This window comes from Comamonas sp. SY3, from assembly GCF_041730275.1.
GTDB lineage: Bacteria > Pseudomonadota > Gammaproteobacteria > Burkholderiales > Burkholderiaceae_C > Comamonas > Comamonas sediminis.
The window spans coordinates 211,525-230,999 of the sequence record NZ_JBGTYN010000006.1; the positions used below are offsets into that span (position 1 = coordinate 211,525).

At 63.5% G+C, this 19,475-nt stretch carries 10 protein-coding genes; all 10 read right to left on the minus strand.

Annotated features, from left to right (window positions below; all coding sequences use genetic code 11):
- Positions 1-58 precede the first annotated feature (58 nt).
- A complete protein-coding gene (locus tag ACCQ08_RS10685; RefSeq protein WP_373449790.1) occupies positions 59-1,069 on the minus strand; it encodes a patatin-like phospholipase family protein in 1,011 nt (336 codons plus the stop codon).
- A gap of 91 nt (positions 1,070-1,160) precedes the next feature.
- Positions 1,161-1,550 carry a hypothetical protein gene (locus ACCQ08_RS10690; RefSeq protein ID WP_239810777.1) on the minus strand — a complete coding sequence of 130 codons (390 nt, stop codon included), beginning with the start codon at positions 1,548-1,550 and terminating at the stop codon, positions 1,161-1,163.
- The gene (locus ACCQ08_RS10695) at positions 1,547-1,924 is read right to left on the minus strand and encodes a phosphoribosyl-ATP diphosphatase (RefSeq protein ID WP_312529640.1); all 378 of its coding nucleotides are present in this window, start codon (positions 1,922-1,924) and stop codon (positions 1,547-1,549) included. The genes ACCQ08_RS10690 and ACCQ08_RS10695 overlap by 4 nt, the downstream gene beginning before the upstream one ends.
- 88 nt (positions 1,925-2,012) lie before the next feature.
- Positions 2,013-2,411, minus strand: coding sequence for a phosphoribosyl-AMP cyclohydrolase (hisI, locus tag ACCQ08_RS10700; protein ID WP_182328367.1), 399 nt, complete (start codon positions 2,409-2,411; stop codon positions 2,013-2,015).
- A gap of 110 nt (positions 2,412-2,521) precedes the next feature.
- Complete coding sequence (locus ACCQ08_RS10705) at positions 2,522-12,718, minus strand: hypothetical protein (RefSeq protein ID WP_373449761.1); 10,197 nt, start codon at positions 12,716-12,718, stop codon at positions 2,522-2,524.
- On the minus strand, positions 12,712-14,880 hold the full coding sequence (locus tag ACCQ08_RS10710; RefSeq protein WP_373449762.1) for a hypothetical protein: 2,169 nt from the start codon (positions 14,878-14,880) through the stop codon (positions 12,712-12,714). The genes ACCQ08_RS10705 and ACCQ08_RS10710 overlap by 7 nt, the downstream gene beginning before the upstream one ends.
- An 866-nt stretch (positions 14,881-15,746) precedes the next feature.
- Positions 15,747-16,526: an imidazole glycerol phosphate synthase subunit HisF gene (gene hisF / locus ACCQ08_RS10715; RefSeq protein ID WP_312416508.1), complete on the minus strand. Its 780-nt coding sequence runs from the start codon at positions 16,524-16,526 to the stop codon at positions 15,747-15,749.
- A gap of 139 nt (positions 16,527-16,665) precedes the next feature.
- Complete coding sequence (gene galE / locus ACCQ08_RS10720; protein WP_239810774.1) at positions 16,666-17,676, minus strand: UDP-glucose 4-epimerase GalE; 1,011 nt, start codon at positions 17,674-17,676, stop codon at positions 16,666-16,668.
- A gap of 337 nt (positions 17,677-18,013) precedes the next feature.
- A complete protein-coding gene (gene hisA, locus ACCQ08_RS10725; protein WP_239810773.1) occupies positions 18,014-18,760 on the minus strand; it encodes a 1-(5-phosphoribosyl)-5-[(5-phosphoribosylamino)methylideneamino]imidazole-4-carboxamide isomerase in 747 nt (248 codons plus the stop codon).
- Positions 18,761-18,792: 32 nt separating this feature from the next.
- Positions 18,793-19,461: an imidazole glycerol phosphate synthase subunit HisH gene (hisH, locus tag ACCQ08_RS10730; protein WP_239810772.1), complete on the minus strand. Its 669-nt coding sequence runs from the start codon at positions 19,459-19,461 to the stop codon at positions 18,793-18,795.
- Positions 19,462-19,475: the final 14 nt, after the last annotated feature.

Here is a 19,475-nt window from a genome sequence, read left to right on the forward strand (position 1 = left end):
CGGGCAGCCACCAGCACTGGGCACGGTACAAGCAGCAACCGTGCCAACCATCAGTAAATTACACCTTGAAGCCAGAACGCACACCGACATCGGCGCGGTGCTGGGTCAGCCAGTTCTCGCCGGAGACACGGCCCCGCTCAAACAGTTCGCGCACAAAGGGTGCATCGGAGCGGTTCTTGCTGGACGCGCCATAGCTCTTGAGCACGGCACCCCCATCCACATGGTGCATCAGCATGTACTTGTAGCGTTCACGGTCCAGCTTGCCTTCATCGAGCAGGCGGCGCACAAAGCCCATCGCCCGCAACTCGGCCAGCAAGCTGGCGTTGAAGGTGATTTCATTGATGCGGTCCATGATTTCCTGGACGTTGGTGGGCACCTCGTTGTACTCAATCGGGTTGAGCTGCACCAGCAGCACATCGCTGTTGCCGGTCTGGTAGATCAGCGGGTAGAGCAAGGGATTGCCGGAGTAGCCGCCGTCCCAGTAGTGCTGGTCCTTGATCTCGACCGCCTTGTACATCATCGGCAGGCAGGCGGAGGCCATCACCGCATCGGCGGACAAGCGCTTGCCACTGAACACCTCGCCCTTGCCGGTACGCACATTGGTCGCGCAGACAAACACCCGGGGGGCATTGCGGCCTTGCTCGTGCTGCAAAAAGTCGAAATCCACCACTTTCTCAAGCAGACGGCGCAGCGGGTTGATATCGAGGGGATTGGTCTGGTAGGGCGAGAGCCACTGGCTCATCATGTCCCAGATGGCCTTGCCAGCCATCGGCACGCCCGCCATCAGGCTGCCCATGGTACCCACGCCTTCCCAGAACTGGGTGAGGCTCTCCCGGGCCGATTCGCAGCCGGCCTCATGGGCCTTGCGCCGGTCTGTCTGGGTCGCTGCCGCCCTGCCATAGCCATAGGCCATCACGACGGCATTCATCGCGCCGGCACTGGTGCCGCTGATGCCCTCGGCCCAGAGGCTGCGGTCAGCCAGCAAGGCATCGAGCACCCCCCAGGTGAAGGCACCATGCGAGCCGCCGCCTTGCAAGGCCAGGCTGATCGGAGGGGTGTTTTCGTCCACCCCCTTGGAGCGCGGCAGGCGTTTGGGCGCTTCGGCTTCGACGGGCACCGGCTCTCCCGGCAGCGCTGGCGCTTCGGGCTGCGGCTCGGCGCTAGCCATGGATGGCCTGGTCTTTGTTCATTGCCAGCATGCCGCGCACGATGCGATAGAGGAACCACAGCGAAATCAGCGTCCAGGCAATCCAGCCAGGGACGAGGAACAGGATCCACAGCGGCGCGGTGACCACATACAAGATGCCGGCCCAGATGACGCTGCGAATGCGCCAGGAGAAGTGGCTTTGCTGCCAGGTGCCTTGCGCATCGCTGCGCTTGACGAGGTCGATCACCAGCGCAATCAGCAGCAGCACGATGCTGGCCTGCGCGCTGGGCACCACCGCCGCCACTGCCACGATCAGGTGCAGCAGGTAGCTCACCCAGCCCCAGGTCTTGAGGCTTTCCATCGCGGCCGAATCCACAGTCTTCACGTCAACGACATCATTCATGCGGAACTCCCTTCTTCAGCTTCACGGTCTTTTACCTTGCGCATCGCCTTCTCTTCCAGGCCACTGAGGCCTTCGCGGCGTACCAGTTCATTCACCACATCAGCGGGGCTCAGGCCATAGTGGGTCAGCGCCACCATCGTATGAAACCACAGATCGGCGACTTCGTACACCAGTTTGGAGGCGGGCGCTCCGTGGTCCACATCCTTGGCAGCCATCACCACCTCGGTCGCCTCCTCTCCCACCTTCTTCAAAAAGGCGTCGGGCCCCTTGTGCAGCAAACGGGCCACATAGCTGGCCTCGGGATCACCGCCATTGGCAGGTTTGCGCGACTCCAGCACTTCGGCCAGACGCATCAAGGCATCCGTCGAGGACATGGCAGCAGAGGGGGAGGTATCGGTCATATCGGAAATATAGCGAAGCAGCCGCAAAGGGCTGCAAAGGAAGGCGGATGCTGGACAGGGATTATTTGTAGATCGATTCCGGGTCTTTCAAGACCGGATCGACCGCTTGCCACTGGCCATCACGCAACACGCTGTAAAAACAGCTGTGGCGGCCTGTGTGGCAGGCAATGCCCGGCTCATGCCCCGTCTGGGTCACGCTCAGCAGCACCACATCATTGTCACAGTCAATGCGGATCTCGTGCACGGTCTGCACATGGCCGGACTCTTCGCCCTTGAACCACAGCTTGCCGCGCGAACGGCTGAAGTACACCGCCCGGCCCAGCTCGGCCGTGTGGGCCAGCGCCTCGCGGTTCATCCAGGCAAACATCAGCACATCCTTGGTGTGCTGCTCCTGCGCAATCACGGGCACCAGGCCCTGCGCATCCCATTTCACTTGATCGAGCCAGTTCATGCGGGGAATTGTCTCGCATTCAATGCAGTTGTGCGCACTGCAGGGAGAAAACAGCCGCCAATGCAACCGGCCCGGTGCAGCGAATGCAGCCGGGCCGGTGGGGTTGAGGTCAAAAATGGTCAGTTCTGCCGACCACGGCCCTGGCGATGCGGCAGGGCCCTGCCTGCCAACAGCATCAGCAACAAGGCCACCAGACCCGTCGCCCATGCAGCATTCACAGGCACTGCCTTGACGGCAGCTGGCGGTGTGCTGGTGAACACGGCGGACGCGGAGGCCTCGCTATTGGCCGCGACAGGGTCGTACACATCGCTGCTGGCGCGCGTGGTGATCGTGATGGCAGCCGTCGAGCTCGGCGTGAACCTGGTGGTACAGGTGACCGACTCACCCACCGCCAGCGAAGCGATCGGCGGGGTCGGCGTACACACGGTGACCGCACCGGCCGGTGCGCCGCTCACATCGCAGCGGGCATTGCTTGCCGTGGCGGGGCCTGCGTTGCGGCAGACCGAGGTCAGCGTGAACTCCACGCCCACCTTGGCATCGATGGTCGCAGGCGTGCTCACCTGCATATCGGCCGCTTGCGTCGGCGTGCTCACCGAGCAGGCTGCACTGCAACTGCCTGGTGCACTGCTGTCCACAATATTGACCACATTCGGGCTGCTGACCGTGTCCTCCACGCGCACCGTGTACTCGAAAGCCACCGTGCCCGGTGCCTGAGCGCTACCGCCGGGCACCGTCACGGAACGGTTGCAGGTGCTGCGCGATGCGCCGCAACCCGCCGTCCACCCTTCGTCGGTACCGGCATAGCGGGTGCCCACAGGCACCGTCTCCGTCAGCACCGTCGAGCCCGGCGTACCGCCCGTGTTGCTGACCAGGACCTGGTAGGTCAGCTTGTCACCGGGCTTGATCACATAGCCGGCAGGCACGGGCGCATCGTTGACCTTCACCAGCACATTGCGCACCGTCACTGCCGAAGGCGTATTGCCGTTGACAGCCTGGGTGGCCGTGTTGTTTGCGGTGTCGCTCTCATAACTATCGGTTGCCGCCGTCATGCTGGCGCTGATGGATCCTTCAGCGGCCGTGAAGGTCGCTGTGCAGCTGATGCTTTCGCCCACTGCAAGCTGGGTGTTGGCACCGCAAGTCGCTGCAATGCTGTTGCCGCCGTTGTTCACGGTCATCACGCAGCTGGCATTCACCGCCTCCACCGGGCCATTGTTGGTGCATTGGCCGGTGATGGTCACGCTGTCGCCAACCACCACGGCGCCAGATGGAATCGTCGTGATCTGCGCTTGCATGTCCGCGACCGCATTGGCCGTTTCCGCCGTGCAGCCACCGGCCGCGCAAGCGGCTGGCACATCGCTGGTCACCGTATTGATGATCTTGCCGCTGCTGGTCGCTGGCGCCAGCACTTCCACCGTGAACTGCACGGTCTGCTCGCCCGGTGCGCCTGCGCTCTGCGCGGGAACGGTCACACTTTGCGTGCACGTGCTGGCTGCTGCGTCGCAGGCATGGGGTGCCAGGCTCCAACCCTGGTCAGGGTTAGCGGCAGCGCCACCGACAAACCTGGTACCTTCCGGCACGGTTTCGGTCAGCTCCAGGGTGCTGGCGGTACCGCCCGCATTGGTCACCCGCAGGTGGTAGGTCAGCGTGTCACCGATCTTGGCTGCATAGTTGTCAGGGACTGCAGCACCGTTGACTTGCGCCAGGGTCTTGGTGATGTTCAGCTCGGCCGGCGTATTGACCTTGACGGTCTTCGTTGCCGTGTTGTTACCTGCAGCCGGGTCGTACAAGGTGTTGCTGGCCACAACGCTGACTGCGTAGTCACCCGCATCACTTGGCGTGAACTTGGTGGTGCAGGTGATGCTCTCACCAGACTCCAAAGTGGCGACTGGGCTCACAGGCGCGCAAGTGGTAACCGCATTGGCTGGCGCAGTCACGATGCAAGATGCGTTGAGCGCGCTTTGTGGGCCCTGGTTCTTGCACACGCTGGTGTAGACCAGTTCCACACCGGTGGTGCTGGTCGGTCCTGGCGTCACAGCCACGGTGGCCTGCATGTCTGCACGTTGCGTGCCGGTCGTTACCTGGCAAGCGCTGCAGCTGCCAACGCTGCTGGTGGCCGTGTTAACAATGGTGGCAGTGCTGCCAGGGCCCGCCACGGTGACGGTGTAGGTCACCGAGCTCGTTTGGCCCGCGCCCACTGCTACCGTCTGGTTGCAGGTGCTCGATGCTGCTGCACAACCGGCGCTCCAGCCCTCGCCCGTTCCCGTGTAGCTCGTGCCTGCTGGCACCGTCTGGCCCACATCAGTGCTGCCTGCGGTGCCGCCGGTATTCGCAACCGTCACCGTGTAGGTCAGCACATCGCCGGGCTTGGCCAGATAACCAGCAGGGACAGGGTTACCGTTCACTGCGGTCAACACATTGGTGGTTACCAGGCTAGCCGCAGTGTTTCCCACCGTGGACTTGGTGTCGGTATTGTTGGCCGTATTGCTCTCGTAGCTTTGTGTAGCGGTGCGGATGCTTGCGCTGATGGCACCTTCTACAGCCGTGAAGCTGGCCGTGCAGCTGATGCTTTCGTTCAATGCCAGATTCACATTGGCACCGCAGCTTGCCGGGATGCTGTTGCCGCCGTTGTTCACGGTCATCTCACAGCTGGCATTTACAGCGTCGGCGGGGCCCTTGTTGGTACAGACGCCAGTGATGGTCACGCTTTGACCCACCACCACCGCCGTAGCTGGGATGTCGGTGATCTGCGCTTGCATGTCTGCCACTGCGTTGTTGGTCTCCACCGAGCAGCTGGTGCCGGTACAAGCAGCCGCCACATCGCTCAGCACGGTATTGGTGATCTTGCCGTTGCTGGTAGCTGGCGCAATCACTTCCACGGTGAACTCAACGGTCTTCTCACCAGCAGCACCTTCGGCACTTTGCGCTGGCACATTCACGCTTTGAACGCAGGTGGAACCTGCTGCTTCGCATTTCTGAGGTGCCTCGCTCCAGCCTTGGGTTGGATCGCTGCTGACGCCCACAAACTGGGTGCCCTCTGGCACGGTCTCGGTCAGCACCGTCGTACCGGCAGTACCACCCGTGTTGGTCACCACCATTGCATAGGTCAGCTTGTCGCCAATCTTGGCGGCGTAGCCAGCAGTCGCATCTGCGCCATTGACTTGCACCAAGCTCTTGACGATGCTCAGCGCAGCTGGCGTGTTGACCTTGACGCTGCTGTTGGCAGTGTTGTTGGCTGGCGCTGCGTCGTACAGGTCATTGCCGGTAGCCACGCTGACTGCATAGTCACCAGCGCTGCTCGGCGTGAGCTTGGTGACGCAAGTGATGCTGTCGCCCGAAGCCAACGTAGCCGCTGGGCTGGTTGGCGTGCAGATTGCTGCCGATGCGCCCGCTGGTGCGCTCACCACGCAAGATGCGTTCAGTGCTGCTTGTGGGCCGTTGTTCTTGCAAACAGCGGTGTAGGTCAGTTCCACACCGGTGGTGCTGATAGCGCCTGGCGTCACGGTCACAGCTGCCGCCATATCTGCCTGCTGCGTGTTGGTCGTCACCACACAGGTCGTGCAGGAGCCCACCGAGCTGGTAGCAGTGTTCACGATCGTTGGCGTGCTGCCCGGGCTGGACACAGTAACGGTATAGGAAACCGTGCTGGTCTGACCGGCGCCGACACTGACTGGCTGCGCGCACTGCGTGCCCGCTGCCGTGCAACCTGCACCCCAGCCTTGGCCGGTGCCCGTGTAGGTCGTGCCTGCTGGTACCGTCTGACCCACTTCGGTGGAGCCAGCGGTACCGCCGCTGTTGGTAACGCTGACGGTGTAGGTCAGCACATCACCGGGCTTGGCCAGGTAGCCAGCGGGCACTGGACTGCCATTGACCAAGGACAGCACATTGGTGGTCGCCAGGCTCGCAGGCGTATTGCCCACCGTGGACTTGGTGTCTGTGTTGTTCGCCGTGTTGCTCTCGTAGCTTTGCGTAGTCGCATGGATGGTGGCGCTGATCGCACCTTCGGCGGCAATGAACGTCACCGAGCAACTGATGCTTTCGCTCATCGCCAGGTTCGCGTTTGCACCACAAGTCGCTGCAATGCTTGTGCCACCGTTGTTCACCGCCATCTGGCAGCTAGCGTTCACTGCATTCGCTGGGCCGCTATTGGTGCACACGCCACTGATGGTCACGCTTTGGCCCACCACCACCGCCGTAGCTGGGATGTCGGTGATCTGCGCTTGCATATCAGCAACAGCGTTCGCCGTTTCCACTGCGCAGTTGGTGCCTGCGCAAGCAGTTGCCACATCGCTCAGCACAGTATTGGTGATCTTGCCGTTGCTGGTCGCTGGCGCAATCACTTCCACGGTGAACTCAACGGTCTTCTCACCAGCAGCACCTTCGGAGCTTTGCGCTTGCACATTCACGCTTTGAACGCAGGTGGTACCTGCTGCTTCGCATTTCTGAGGTGCCTCGCTCCAGCCTTGGGTTGGATCGCTGCTGACGCCCACAAACTGGGTGCCCTCTGGCACGGTCTCAGTCAGGACCGTCGTACCGGCAGTACCACCCGTGTTGGTCACCACCATCGCGTAAGTCAGTTTGTCGCCGATCTTGGCTGCATAGTTCACTGGCACAGCCGCGCCATTGGCTTGCGCCAAGGTCTTGGTGATATGCAGGTCTGCTGGCGTCTTGACCTTGACAGTGGCGTTGGCCGTGTTGTTGCCTGGTGCCGCGTCGTAAAGATCATTGCTGGTAGCCACGCTCACAGCATAGTCACCAGCCACGCTTGGCGTGAACTTGGTGGTGCAGATGATGCTGGTGCCAGAAGCCAAGGTAGCCGCTGGGCTGGTTGGCGTGCAGATGGTTTGAGCGCCAGCTGGAGCGGTCACTGCGCAAGCTGCGTTCAAAGCCGTTTGTGGACCATTGTTCTTGCACACGCTGGTGTAGATCAATTCCACCCCTGTGGTGCTGGTCGCGCCTGGCGTCACTGTCACGGTAGCCTGCATGTCTGCCTGCTGCGTTCCGGTAGTCACCTGGCAAGCCGTGCAGGTGCCCACCGAGCTGCTAACCGTGTCCACGATAGTCGCAGTCGAGCCTGGGCTTGCCACCGTCACCGTGTACTGCAGCGTGCTGGTCTGGCCTGCGGCAACAGTGACTGGCTGCGCACACTGCGTGCCCGCTGCTGCGCATCCTGCGCCCCAGCCTTGGCCGGTACCGGTATAGGTCGTGCCTGCTGGTACCGTTTGACCCACTTCGGTGGAGCCAGCGGTACCGCCGCTGTTGGTAACGCTGACGGTGTAGGTCAGCACATCACCGGGCTTGGCCAGGTAGCCAGCGGGCACTGGACTGCCATTGACTAAGGTCAGCACATTGGTGGTCGCCAGGCTCGCAGGCGTATTGCCCACCGTGGACTTGGTGTCTGTGTTGTTCGCCGTGTTGCTCTCGTAGCTTTGCGTAGTCGTATGGATGGTGGCGCTGATCACACCTTCTGCTGCGACAAAGGTCGCAGAGCAGCTCAGGTTCGCACCCATTGCCAGGTCGGCATTGGCAGCGCAGGTGCCGGCAATGCTGGTGCCGGCATTGTTCACGGCCATGGCGCAACTGGCGTTCACCGCATCGGCGGGGCCGTTGTTGGTACAGGTGCCGGTGATGGTGACGCTTTGACCCACGACCACCGCCGTAGCGGGGATGGAGCTGATCTGCGCTTGCATATCAGCCACTGCATTGGCCGTCTCGACCGCGCAAGTACCGGAAGCACAGGCGGCAGCCACGTCGCTCGCCACCGTGTTCGTGATCTTGCCGTTGCTGGTCGCGGGGGCCAGGACCTTCACGGTGAACTGCACCGTCTGCTGACCGGGAACACCGTCCGTGCTCTGTGCAGGGACCGACACGGTTTGCGTGCAGATGCTGGCTGCGGCGTCGCAAGCTTGCGGAGCCTGGCTCCAGCCTTGGCTCAGGTCTGGCGCGTTGCCGCCGACAAACTGGGTGCCCTCCGGCACGGTCTCGGTCAAGACCGTGGTGCCAGCGGTGCCGCCGGTGTTGGTCACCACCATCGCATAGGTCAGCGTATCGCCGATCTTGGCTGCGTAATTGGCAGGCACAGCCGCTCCGTTGACTTGCGCCAGGCTCTTGACGATACGCAGGGCTGCTGGCGTGTTGACCTTGACGGTCGCCGTTGCGCTGTTGTTGCCCGTTGCGGGGTCGAACAAGGTGTTGCTGGTGGCAACGCTCACGGCGTAGTCACCCACCACACTCGGTGTGAGCTTGGTGGTGCAGGTGATGCTGGAGCCGGAAGCGAGCGTTGCAGCCGGACTGGCAGGTGTACAGCTCGTCGCGGCGCCGGCAGGAGCGCTCACCGTGCACGCGGCGTTCAGGGCGGTTTGCGGGCCATTGTTCTTGCAGATGCTGGTGTAGGTCAGCTCCACACCCGTCGCACTGGTGGTGCCTGGGCTGACCGAGATGCTCGCCTGCATGTCTGCCCGCTGTGTATCGGTGCTGACCTGGCAAGCGGTGCAGGTGCCTACCGAGCTGGTGGCGGTATCAACAATCGTTGCCGTGCTACCTGGGCTGGCGACGGTGACGGTGTACTGCACGGTGCTGGTTTGGTTTGCTCCGACTGGCACGGTTTGCGTGCACTGCGTGCCCGCATCCGTGCAGCCTGCGCTCCAGCCTTGGCCGCTGCCCGTATAGGTGGTACCGGCAGGTACGGTCTGGCCCACGTCGGTGGAGCCTGCCGTGCCACCGCTGTTGACGACGGTCACCGTGTAGGTCAGCACATCGCCGGGCTTGGCCAGGTAGCCGGCAGGCACCGGGCTGCCATTGACCGATGTCAGCACATTGGTGGTTGCCAGGCTTGCCGGTGTGTTGACCGCGAGGCTCTGGCTTGCGCAGAAGGTGGTGGCGCTGTTCACACAGGTGGCACTGGGATCCACGCCAGGGGCGCCTGAGCCCGTGGGGTTGGTCGCCGCGTTGTTGACCAAGGTTCCGCCGGCATTTGGCAAAGTGACGGTCAGTTGGACAGTGGCAGATGCACCTGCGGCTACCGGTCCCGCCACGGTACAGGTCAGCAGGGCTGCGGCGCTGCTAGGCAGCGTGCCGCAGCTGGCACCGCTGACCGAGGTAGCTACTACGCCTGCGGGCAGCTGGTCCTTGATGATCGGGTTGCTGCCGGTAGCGAGCTGGCCGCTGTTGCTCAGAGTCAGCGTGTAGACGTAGCTCGAGCCGGTCAGCGCGGTGGCCGCACCGGTCTTGCTCAGGCTGACATTGGCAGGGGTGCTGGATGCGGTGGTCGCGCTGGCACATACCACATTGGCGGCATTGGTACAGGCCGGGCCAGGATCCACACCGGGGTTGCCGCTACCCGATGGATGGGTGGCCGCATAGTTGACGACATTGCCGCCGCCGCTGGGCATGGTCACCGTCAGCTGGATGCTGGCAGTTCCGCCATCGGCCGCAACCGGATCGGCCACGGTGCAGCTCAGCAACGCGCCAGCAGCGCTGGGCAAGGTGCCGCAGTTGGCACCGGTGACGGCGGTAGCCACCATGCCAGGGGCCAACTGGTCGCGCACCACCAGGTTGGAGGCGGTGGCGGTCTGGCCGCTGTTGCTCAGCACAAGCGTGTAGACATAGCTGTTGCCAGCCACAGCGGTAGCAGCGCCGGATTTGACCAGGCCGACATTGGCGGGCGTCTTCACAGCCACCGCCCCTGTGGTCGGATCGCATGCTTCCGTCGTAGCGGCCGCAGTACAGCTGGGGTCACCACCACCGCCCAGGTTGGCGGTGTTGGCAGCGCCCGTGCTGGTGGCCGACGGTGCGACAGAGACGGGAATGGTCACGACATAGCTGCCGTTGGCCAAGCCGCTGGCCAGTTGGCACGCGCCAATGGTGCTGCCGCTGGTGCTGCAACCGCTCAATGTGGCACCGCCACTGACGGTGGGCACGCCGGACAGGGTCACACCGGTGGGCAGGCTGTCGGCAATGCTGATGGCAGCGGTGGTGGGGCCATTGGCCACACCGATGGTGATGCGGTAGCTTTGGCCGCTGGCACCGGCGACAAAGCTGCCCGGCGATGCGGCCTTGGTCACGCTGAGCTTGGGATAGACCGGCGTGTTGGTGAATGTGCAGCTGATGTCATCGCCGGCTTGGGGCACCACGGTGATGGAGGTACCGGTGCCCGATCCGACGCTGGTGCCACCCGCAGTGGCATTGGTGCAGCTGTAGGTTGTGGTGTAGCGGGCCAGATTGGTGGCAGGCGTGCCGGCAGCGGTTTCGGTCAGCAGGTAGCTGGTGCCTGCCGTCGCAGTGGTCGGGCCTGCCGAGGCCGTGGTTTGCGTACCGGTGGTCGTCGCACTGGGGCCACCGTTGCTGATGCCGACCGTGAACTGGTCGGTGCTGAGAAGGCGGCCGGCGACCACCGTATTGACCGTCAGTCTGGGCGCAATGGCGGTGTTGCTGAAGCTGCAGCTGATGTTGTCGCCCGCCTGGGGCGCCAGGCTGAAGCTGGTGCCCGTGCCCGACGGCATCACGGTACCTGCAACGCCGGCATTGCTACAGCTGTAGCTGCTGGTATAGCGCGACAGATTGGCACCCGCCAGCACGGATTCGCTCAGCGTGTAGCTGGTGCCGGCGGTCGCTGTGAAGACCGTGGTGCTGGCCGTCGTGCTGGTGCCGGTGGTGGACGCCGAGGGGCCACCATTGCTGATGGCCACCGTGAATTGGTCGGACGCCAAGGCCCGCGAAACAATCGATTTGGCCAGCGTCAGACGGGGCGCAATCGGCGTGTTCGTGAACGTACAGGTAATGGCATCGCCCGCCTGCGGCGTCAGCGTCAGCGTCGTGCCAGTACCTGGCGCTACCGCAGTGCCGCCGGCCGTGGCATTGGTACAGGCGTAGCTGGTGGTGTAGCGAGCCAGATTGGTCGTGCCCGCAGCGGTCTCGCTCAGGACGTAGCTGGTGCCCGGCGTCACCGCAAAGGCGGCAGTGCTCACACTGGTGGCGGTGCCCGCCGTCGTCGCACTGGGGCCACCATTGCTGATGCCGACGGTGAACTGGTCGGTGCTGGCAGCGCGGGCATTGACACTGGAGACCACCGTCAACGTGGCAGATGGCACCACCGGAACGGAGTCGGTGGCACAGCCTGCGGTAGGCGTATTGAGCGCCGTACAGGCGGCAACGGTGGTGCTGGTGGGGTAGCTGCTGGTGCTGGGGTCGGTATTGTCGGTACCCACCTGCGCCTTGTTGACCAAGGTGGTGCTGGTCGTGGCCGAGACCGTCGCCGTCACCGCGATGCTGGCCGACGCATTGGCGGCCAAGGCACCTGCCGTGTTGTTGCAGGTCAGCACATTGCTGTCGGCGCCGGAGCCCATTGCACAGCTAAAAATACCCTGCGTCGCAGCGACCGTGACATTGCTGAGCCCGGCAGGGAACACATCCACCACCCGCACGGTATTGGCCAGGGCTTCCGCGCCCGTGTTGGCAACCGCCAGCGTGAAGGCGACCGCCGCCCCCGGCGCCTTGGATTGCGGATCGGCATGGGTCTTGGTCAGCCGCAGCGTCGGCGGTGTCTGCGCCGTGTTCAGATCAATCGCGCAACCCGCCGGGATGCTGTTGTTGGTACAGGCATTGACCTGGTCCGCAGTGGGCGCAGCGGTGGCCAGCGTGGCATCACCACCGCCCCCGACGCGCGCCTTGTTCATGTACTGGGTGCCACTGGTCATCGCGCCCGCATTGGCGAGCAGGCTGAACTGGCTCACACCACCGGCCGCAATCGGCGCGGCAGATGTACAGCTCACTTCGGTGGCGCTCAGGCGCGTGCAGGTCCAGTCCGCCGCATTGGCGCCCGTCTTGGTCAACGTTGCGGGCCAGTTCATCGGGCCCGGCAGCACATCGCGGAAGTTGATGGTGCCCACCGAGGCGGTATCGCCGGTGTTGCTGACGCGGAATGCATACGTGGTCGTGCCTCCGACGTAGATGCCGAAACGGCCATCGTCCTTGGTCAAGGACAGCTGCACGCGCTTGACCGCATCGGTGTCGGCAGCGCAGCCCGTCGCGATTTCCGATGCGATCGCAGGAGAGCAGCTTTGCGTGGACGCGACCGTCGGCGCGTTGGGCTTGCTCGAATCGCTGCCACCGCCAACGCTGGCGAGATTGACCAAAGCGCTGGGCGCCGTGCTCGCAATCGACACCGGCAGCGATATCGCGGCACTGGCACCTGCGGCGATCACCGAACTGGTCGTGCAGCTAACACTGTTGCTCGACGAGGTATAGCTGCAGCTGAACACCCCGCTGGTAAAGCTCGCCGCGCCGGTGTAGGCCATGCCGGTGGGCAGTGCATTCACCACGGTGACGGTGCCGGCCGTGGCGCATTGCCCACGTTGTTGACCGTCAGCGTATAGGTTGTGGTGCCGCCTGCCAGCACCACGTCGGTGTTGTCGGTGTTGGTCAGGCTCAGCAGCGGCGAATTCACCGCATCCACATCCAGCGCGCAGCCTGCGGGGGACTGGTTGCCGGTACAGGCATCCACGGCAGCTTCGGTGGGCGCCGTACTGTTGAGGGGATCGCCTCCGCCGCCGATCTTGGCCTTGTTGGTAGCCGTGGGGCCCGTCGCCGAGAGCAGTCCGATATTGACGGTCACCCCGAACACGCTGCTGCCTGCAGCGGGAATCGCGGTAGCGCTGGTACAGGTGATCAGGCGCGATCCTGCAGCGCCAGAGCAGCTCCAGTTGGCGGCATTGGCGCCCGTCAACGGCAGGGAGCCAGCGGGAATGGTCACGCCTTGGGGCAGTTTGTCCACGATGGTGACCGTGCCTGTGGTGGGGGACGCGCCCACATTGCTGGCCGTCAGCGTGTACGTGGTTTGCCCGCCCGCATTGACGATGTTGACGCCATTGCTCTTGGTCAGGCGCAGGTCAACCGCACAGGAGGCACCCGGCAAGGTGCCAGGAACGTTCGGCGACTGGAACGAAGCGATGCCCCCTTGGTTGCCAAAGGCGCCGTAGTTGTCGGTGGTGCCATTGGTGGTGTAGCCGGGTGTACCGCCATTGATCGTGGTAGTGACCGACATGCTGGACGGAGAGAAGGCGATGAAGCCGCCACCGCCGCCGCCGCCAGGGCCATGGCGGTTGGCAGCATTGGTCTGGTTGCCCGCCCAGGCGTTGCCGCCATCCCCGCCACTGGCATCGATCACCGCAGATCCGCCTTCGACCGAGTGGATGATGACCGAGCCACCCGCACCGCCGCCGCCGGCGGCATCGTTTTGCACGTTGTAGCCATGGGCACCACGCACGTCGATCACACCAGTGCCGGTAACGCTCTGCGCACGCAAGATGACGATGCCGCCGCCCGAAGCGCCGGAAGAGCAGCGCCCGCCCGTGTCCGCGCAAGCAATGCCGTTGTTGCCATAGGCATTGTTATCGGCAGTGCCGTCATTGGTGCCACCAGCGCCGCCGCCGCCGCCGAGGAAAATGCGGTTGAAAGCGGTGGTGCCCAAATAGCCACCGCCGCCTCGGCCCCCGCTGTCGACCAGCGGGTAGTTCCAGGGCCGGCCGCCCACGCCACCGGCGGCATAGTTACCGCCACCTCCGCCGCCGGAGTTGTACTGGTTGTTGTTGGTGCCAGCCGGAGCACCATCGGCTCCGCCACCACCGGCATTGCCGGGGGCGCCTCGTGCACGTGAACCGCCGGGATAGCCTTCGGCGGTGTTGTCCACCGAACCAATACCCCCCGAAGCCACTGCGTTGACCAGCTTGGAGCCATAAGCCGTGATCTTGTTGGCAAGATACCGCGGAGTGCCGGCAATACCTTCCCCTTTGCCACCACCTCCGCCTGCGCTGCTGTAGTCACCCATCCAGTCATCGCGCGAGCCACGGCTGGCGCCATTGCTGCCTACGGCGCCGCGAAAGCCTTTGCCTGCAAGGAAGATCGCCCGGTTGGCCTGGTTCTCCACCGTTGCGCCGTTGAGCGTCAGCACATCACGGGCATCGATGGCCACGACCCCGCCAGTAGCGCCGTTCCATGGCGGCGCAGTCACCCCGCTGACGGACGCACTGGTGTACTGCGGCACGCGCACGATCTGGTAGGTCTTCTGACCGGAGGTGGCGGTCGCCGCCGCATTGCGGTAGGTGTTGGTCAGTGCGGGCGAAAAGCTCACCACCCCGGACGACACCGAGACGACACGGACAAATTCATACAGGCCGGTGCTGCCGACACTGGTCGAGCCCTGGCCGCCGCTGCCACCACTGCCATAGGCACTGGAGTTGACCGCGTTGATGCTCGCATCCTGCATCTGGATGACCAGCAACAAATCATTGGCGGCCAGGGTTTTGTTGGCGGCACCGGTTCGCTGGGTGCCCAAGGTCAGGCTGGTGCTGCCAGCGGCCAGTGTCGAAGCGCCGGCGCCCGGGAAGTAATCATTCACCACCCCGGTGGCCGCCCCTGCCCCATCGTTGCCAGGTGCCGCGCACATCTGCGCCCAGACGCCGAATGGCAGAAGCAGCGATGCCACCAGCAAAACCGCACGTGCGTGCAACCAACGAAAGTGAGACAGGCAGGACGATCCCTGCGCAACGCATATCCCAAACACCGACATAGCCGACAACTCCCCAGCCCTTAGACAGCGCCGCTAGATACAGTTAGCGACACTTTTCATAGTTCCATTGCAATTGCCGACGGTCTTGATATACGAATCTTCCCAGACAACCGAAAGAAACTGTGACTAAAATTAGATAGATCGGGTTTATAGCATCTTGCGTTTAATGAGTGTGTGTCAACTTTAGAAACATTGTCAAACATTGCAAATCAAGGTTTGTGATCGAGAAAATCAATCATTTTTATAGAATTGCAGATCATTAATGACGGCCGGCCCTGCGCTGCGGGCAAGGGGCAATCACGGCGCAGGACCGGAAAAATGCAGGCATGGATCCGGCTTGCGGAGATGCCGGGCCCTGGCCCGACACTGCCGTCCCAGCACCCAGGAAAAAGCCGGGAAGATCTGACGGCGCAGCTGTCAGCCGCGCTTGACTGGTGAACGTGGACGGGCATGGAGAGGCGAAGCGCGGCCGATGGGCACTCCGCTGCTACTGGGCTGCTGGCGAGTGCGTCTGCCGGAAAAGAGCCCGCTCTCAAGCATGGCTAGCGGGCCGGTGCACGCCAGGGATGCGGGACGAAAAGCCTCTGGCGAGCACCCGAATCCGAGGCGGTGTGGCCCCCAGGCCGGTGCTGGCCGGCTGGACTTCCCCGGCCGGACCTCCCCGGCCGGACCTTCCCGGCCAGATCTAACTACCTACCCAGGGGAACGCCATTCCCCAAGCGCGCCGAGGGCATTGCAACGCTGCGGGGACCGGCGTTGACAGCAGAAGGGGCTTGTATGTCTTACAGGCGCACGGGAATACCGCGCTCGCGCATGCGCTCCTTGGCCTGCTGCACGGTGAATTCGCCGTAGTGAAAGATGCTGGCCGCGAGGACGGCATCGGCGCCGCCTTGCTGCACGCCATCGGCCAGGTGGTCGAGATTGCCAACGCCACCGGAAGCAATCACCGGCACACCGACGGCATCGGCGACTGCACGGGTCAAGGCCAGGTCAAAACCGGATTTGGTGCCATCACGGTCCATGCTGGTGAGCAAAATCTCCCCGGCACCGCGCGCGGCCATGTCACTGGCCCAGCGGATGGCGTCCAGGCCGGTATTCTTGCGTCCGCCATGGCTGTAAACATCCCAGCCCTCGCCGCGTTCGATGACATCCTGGCCTTGGCGGCGCTTGGCATCGATGGCCACGACGATGCACTGCGAGCCGTAGCGGTCGCTGGCCGCATTGATGACGGCCGGGTCGGCAATGGCCGCCGAGTTGAAACTGGTCTTGTCGGCGCCGGCGTTGAGCAGGCGCCGCACATCGGCCACGGTGCGCACACCACCGCCGACGGTCAGCGGAATGAAGACCTGGCTGGCCACCGCTTCGATGATCGGCAAGATCAGGTCACGCCCATCGCTGGTCGCGGTGATGTCGAGAAAGGTCAGCTCATCGGCGCCCTGCGTGTTGTAGCGCGCTGCGATCTCCACCGGGTCGCCGGCGTCGCGCAGTTCGACGAAATTGACACCTTTGACGACGCGGCCGCCAGTGACGTCCAGGCAGGGAATGATGCGTTTGGCAAGCATGGAGGATCTCGTTGCAGATGGAAGCGGTGGCGATGGCGCCAGACGGGCAAAACAATAACACGCCCAGCGCCGGGACGCAGCCTGCGGGCAAGAAAAAAGCCTGGCGCTGGGTGCGGCCAGGCTGGTCCTGCAGCGCCTGTCAATGCACGCTGCGGCCTACACCAATCTGCCAGCGCCAGACGTCTTCCATCATGCGGTCCAGCCCCAGCTGGGGCTGCCAGCCCAGCTCGGCGCGGGCGCGCGAAATATCGGCCCAGCAGTGGGCCGCATCGCCTGCCCGGCGTGCACCAATGCGGAAGGGTACCGCGCGGCCATTGGCATGCTCGAAAGCGCGCACCAGACCCAGCACCGACGTAGGCTGGCCCGATCCAATGTTGAAGCGCGACAGGCCCGGATGGCTGCGCAGGTACGGCAAGGTCGCCACATAGGCCCGGGCCAGGTCCATCACATGCAGATAGTCGCGTATGGGCGTGCCATCCGGTGTGGGGTAATCGCCGCCGTAGATGCGCAGACCATCGCGCTTGCCGGCAGCGACCTGGGCCAGGTAAGGCGCAACATGGGAGGACATGCGCGGCGGGTCTTCGGCGATCAGGCCGCTGTCATGGCAGCCCACCGCATTGAAACTGCGCAGCAAAGCCATGCGCCAGCGCTTGGGCGAGGCCTCATCGAGGCTGCTGAGCACCTGCTCGACCATCAAGGCGGTCTGGCCGTAGGCGGTGCTGACCGACAGCGGTGCATCCTCTCGCACAGCCACCGGCGCTGGATCGCCGTAGACCACCGACGACGACGAGACGATCAGGTTTCGCAGCCCTGCGGTCTGCATCGCGCGCAACAGACCGATCGTGCCCGAGACATTGTTGTCGTAGTAGCGCAGCGGCTCACGCGCGGCATCCGCTGATGCAGTGAGAAAGGCGCTGTGGATGACGGCATCGAAATGCTGCTCGTCGAACAGCTGCTCGAGCACGGTCACATCACGCACATCGGCATCGATGCACGGCGGTGTGAACCCCAGGATTTTGGCCAGCCGCGTAATGACCGAACGCCTGGCATTGCTGAAGTTATCCAGAATCAAGAACGGCATGCCGGCTTCGGCCAGCGCAATGCAGATATGAGAGCCAACATAGCCGGCTCCGCCAGTCACGAGTATCACAGGGGGCTTTCAAAGAGGTCTCGCAGAATGCGCTATCCAAGGCTCCTATAGCTGCAGGCATCCTGACCAAGCGTACATTGTCCAATAAGCCAAACTTATGTAAATCGCTTACCGGTCAACATAAGCTGCTGCCGGTAACAACTAGCATTTGTTGACATTCTTCAAATTTGTAGTCAACACATCGACTTAAAAGCGGGGTGTAGTCCAGGTCCCACAGCCCCAACACCAGCAAACCACTGAGGCAGTATACAAACTGTTTCAATTGACACAGCCATAAAAAAGGCCACCGGTCGGTGGCCTCGCAAAACAGCGCCGCTGACGCGGGGCCCGCCCCTGGTCAGAGGCTGTCGCTGAGCTCGTCAGCCCGCTCCTGTGCTGTTGCAAAGTCCAGATCGCCGGTATAGATCGCGCGGCCGCAAATGACGCCTTCCACCCCTTCGGGTTCGGCCTTGCACAGCGCTTCGATATCCGCCATGCCCGACAGACCTCCGGAAGCAATGACCGGAATCTTGATCGACTGGGCGAGCTTGATGGTGGCTTCCATGTTGATGCCGCTGAGCATGCCGTCACGGCCGATGTCGGTGTAGATGATGGATTCCACCCCCCAGTCCTCAAAGCGCTTGGCGGTCTCGATGACCGAATGCTGGGTGATCTTGCTCCAGCCGTCGGTCGCGACCATGCCGTCCTTGGCATCGAGGCCGACGATGATGTGGCCGGCGAAAGCCGTACAGGCGTTCTGCAAGAAGCCCGGGTCCTTCACGGCAGCGGTGCCGATGATCACGTACTGCATGCCGGCATCGATGTACTTCTCGATGGTGTCCAGATCGCGGATACCGCCGCCGAGCTGCACGGGCAGCTCGTCACCGAACTCCTTGAGGATGGCCTTGATGACCGGCAGGTTCTTCGGTTGGCCGGCAAAGGCGCCATTGAGATCCACCAGATGCAGGCGGCGCGCGCCGGCATCGTACCAGCGGCGCGCGACCGCAACCGGGTCTTCACCAAAGGTGGTGGATTGGTCCATATCGCCTTGCTTGAGGCGCACGCAGTGACCGTCCTTGAGGTCAATCGCAGGAATGAGCAGCATGGTAGTGAGGCTGGCGGTTGTCGGTGAAAGGATTAAGGGTTCCAGTGCAGAAAGTTGCGGTAGAGCGCCAGGCCCTGGTCCGCACTTTTTTCCGGATGAAACTGGGTCGCGAAGAGGTTGTCGCGGCCGATGGCGCAGGCAAAGCGCTCGCCATATTCAGCCCAGCCGTGGCACTGGGCATCACTGGCGGGGGCCGCATAAAAGCTGTGGACAAAATAGAAATAGGACTGGTCAGGCACGCCCTGCCAGACCGGATGCGGCTGGCCGCCATGGGCTTGTTGCTGCACCTGGTTCCAGCCCATCTGCGGCACCTTGTAACGGCTGCCATCGGCCTGGGTACGGCCCGCCAGCTGGAACTTGCGCACCTGACCGGCAATCAGGCCCAGGCCCGGGGTGTCGCCCTCTTCGCTGTGGTCCAGCAGCATCTGCATGCCCACGCAGACACCGAACATCGGCTTGTTGCGGGCCGCTTCCAGCACGCTGTCCTGCAGGCCGGAGGCCTTGAGCTCGGCCATGCAGTCGCGCATGGCGCCCTGGCCTGGCAACACGATGCGGGTGGCAGCACGCACCACATCGGGGTCGGCCGTCACCACCACGGCCACGGACGAGCCCGCAGCCGCCGCCTGCACGGCCTGTGACACCGAGCGCAGATTGCCCATGCCGTAGTCCACCACGGCAACGGTATTGGATGAAGTTGTCATAGCAAGAATGGAGT

What these genes read in the sequence shown, in the direction of transcription:
- ACCQ08_RS10690 (WP_239810777.1), bottom strand. Translation starts at nt 1,550, where the DNA reads ATGAATGATGTCGTTGACGTGAAGACTGTGGATTCGGCCGCGATGGAA.
- ACCQ08_RS10695 (WP_312529640.1), bottom strand. Translation starts at nt 1,924, where the DNA reads ATGTCCTCGACGGATGCCTTGATGCGTCTGGCCGAAGTGCTGGAGTCG.
- hisF (WP_312416508.1), bottom strand. Translation starts at nt 16,526, where the DNA reads ATGCTTGCCAAACGCATCATTCCCTGCCTGGACGTCACTGGCGGCCGC.
- hisA (WP_239810773.1), bottom strand. Translation starts at nt 18,760, where the DNA reads ATGCTGCTCATTCCTGCGATTGACCTCAAGGACGGTCACTGCGTGCGC.
- hisH (WP_239810772.1), bottom strand. Translation starts at nt 19,461, where the DNA reads ATGACAACTTCATCCAATACCGTTGCCGTGGTGGACTACGGCATGGGC.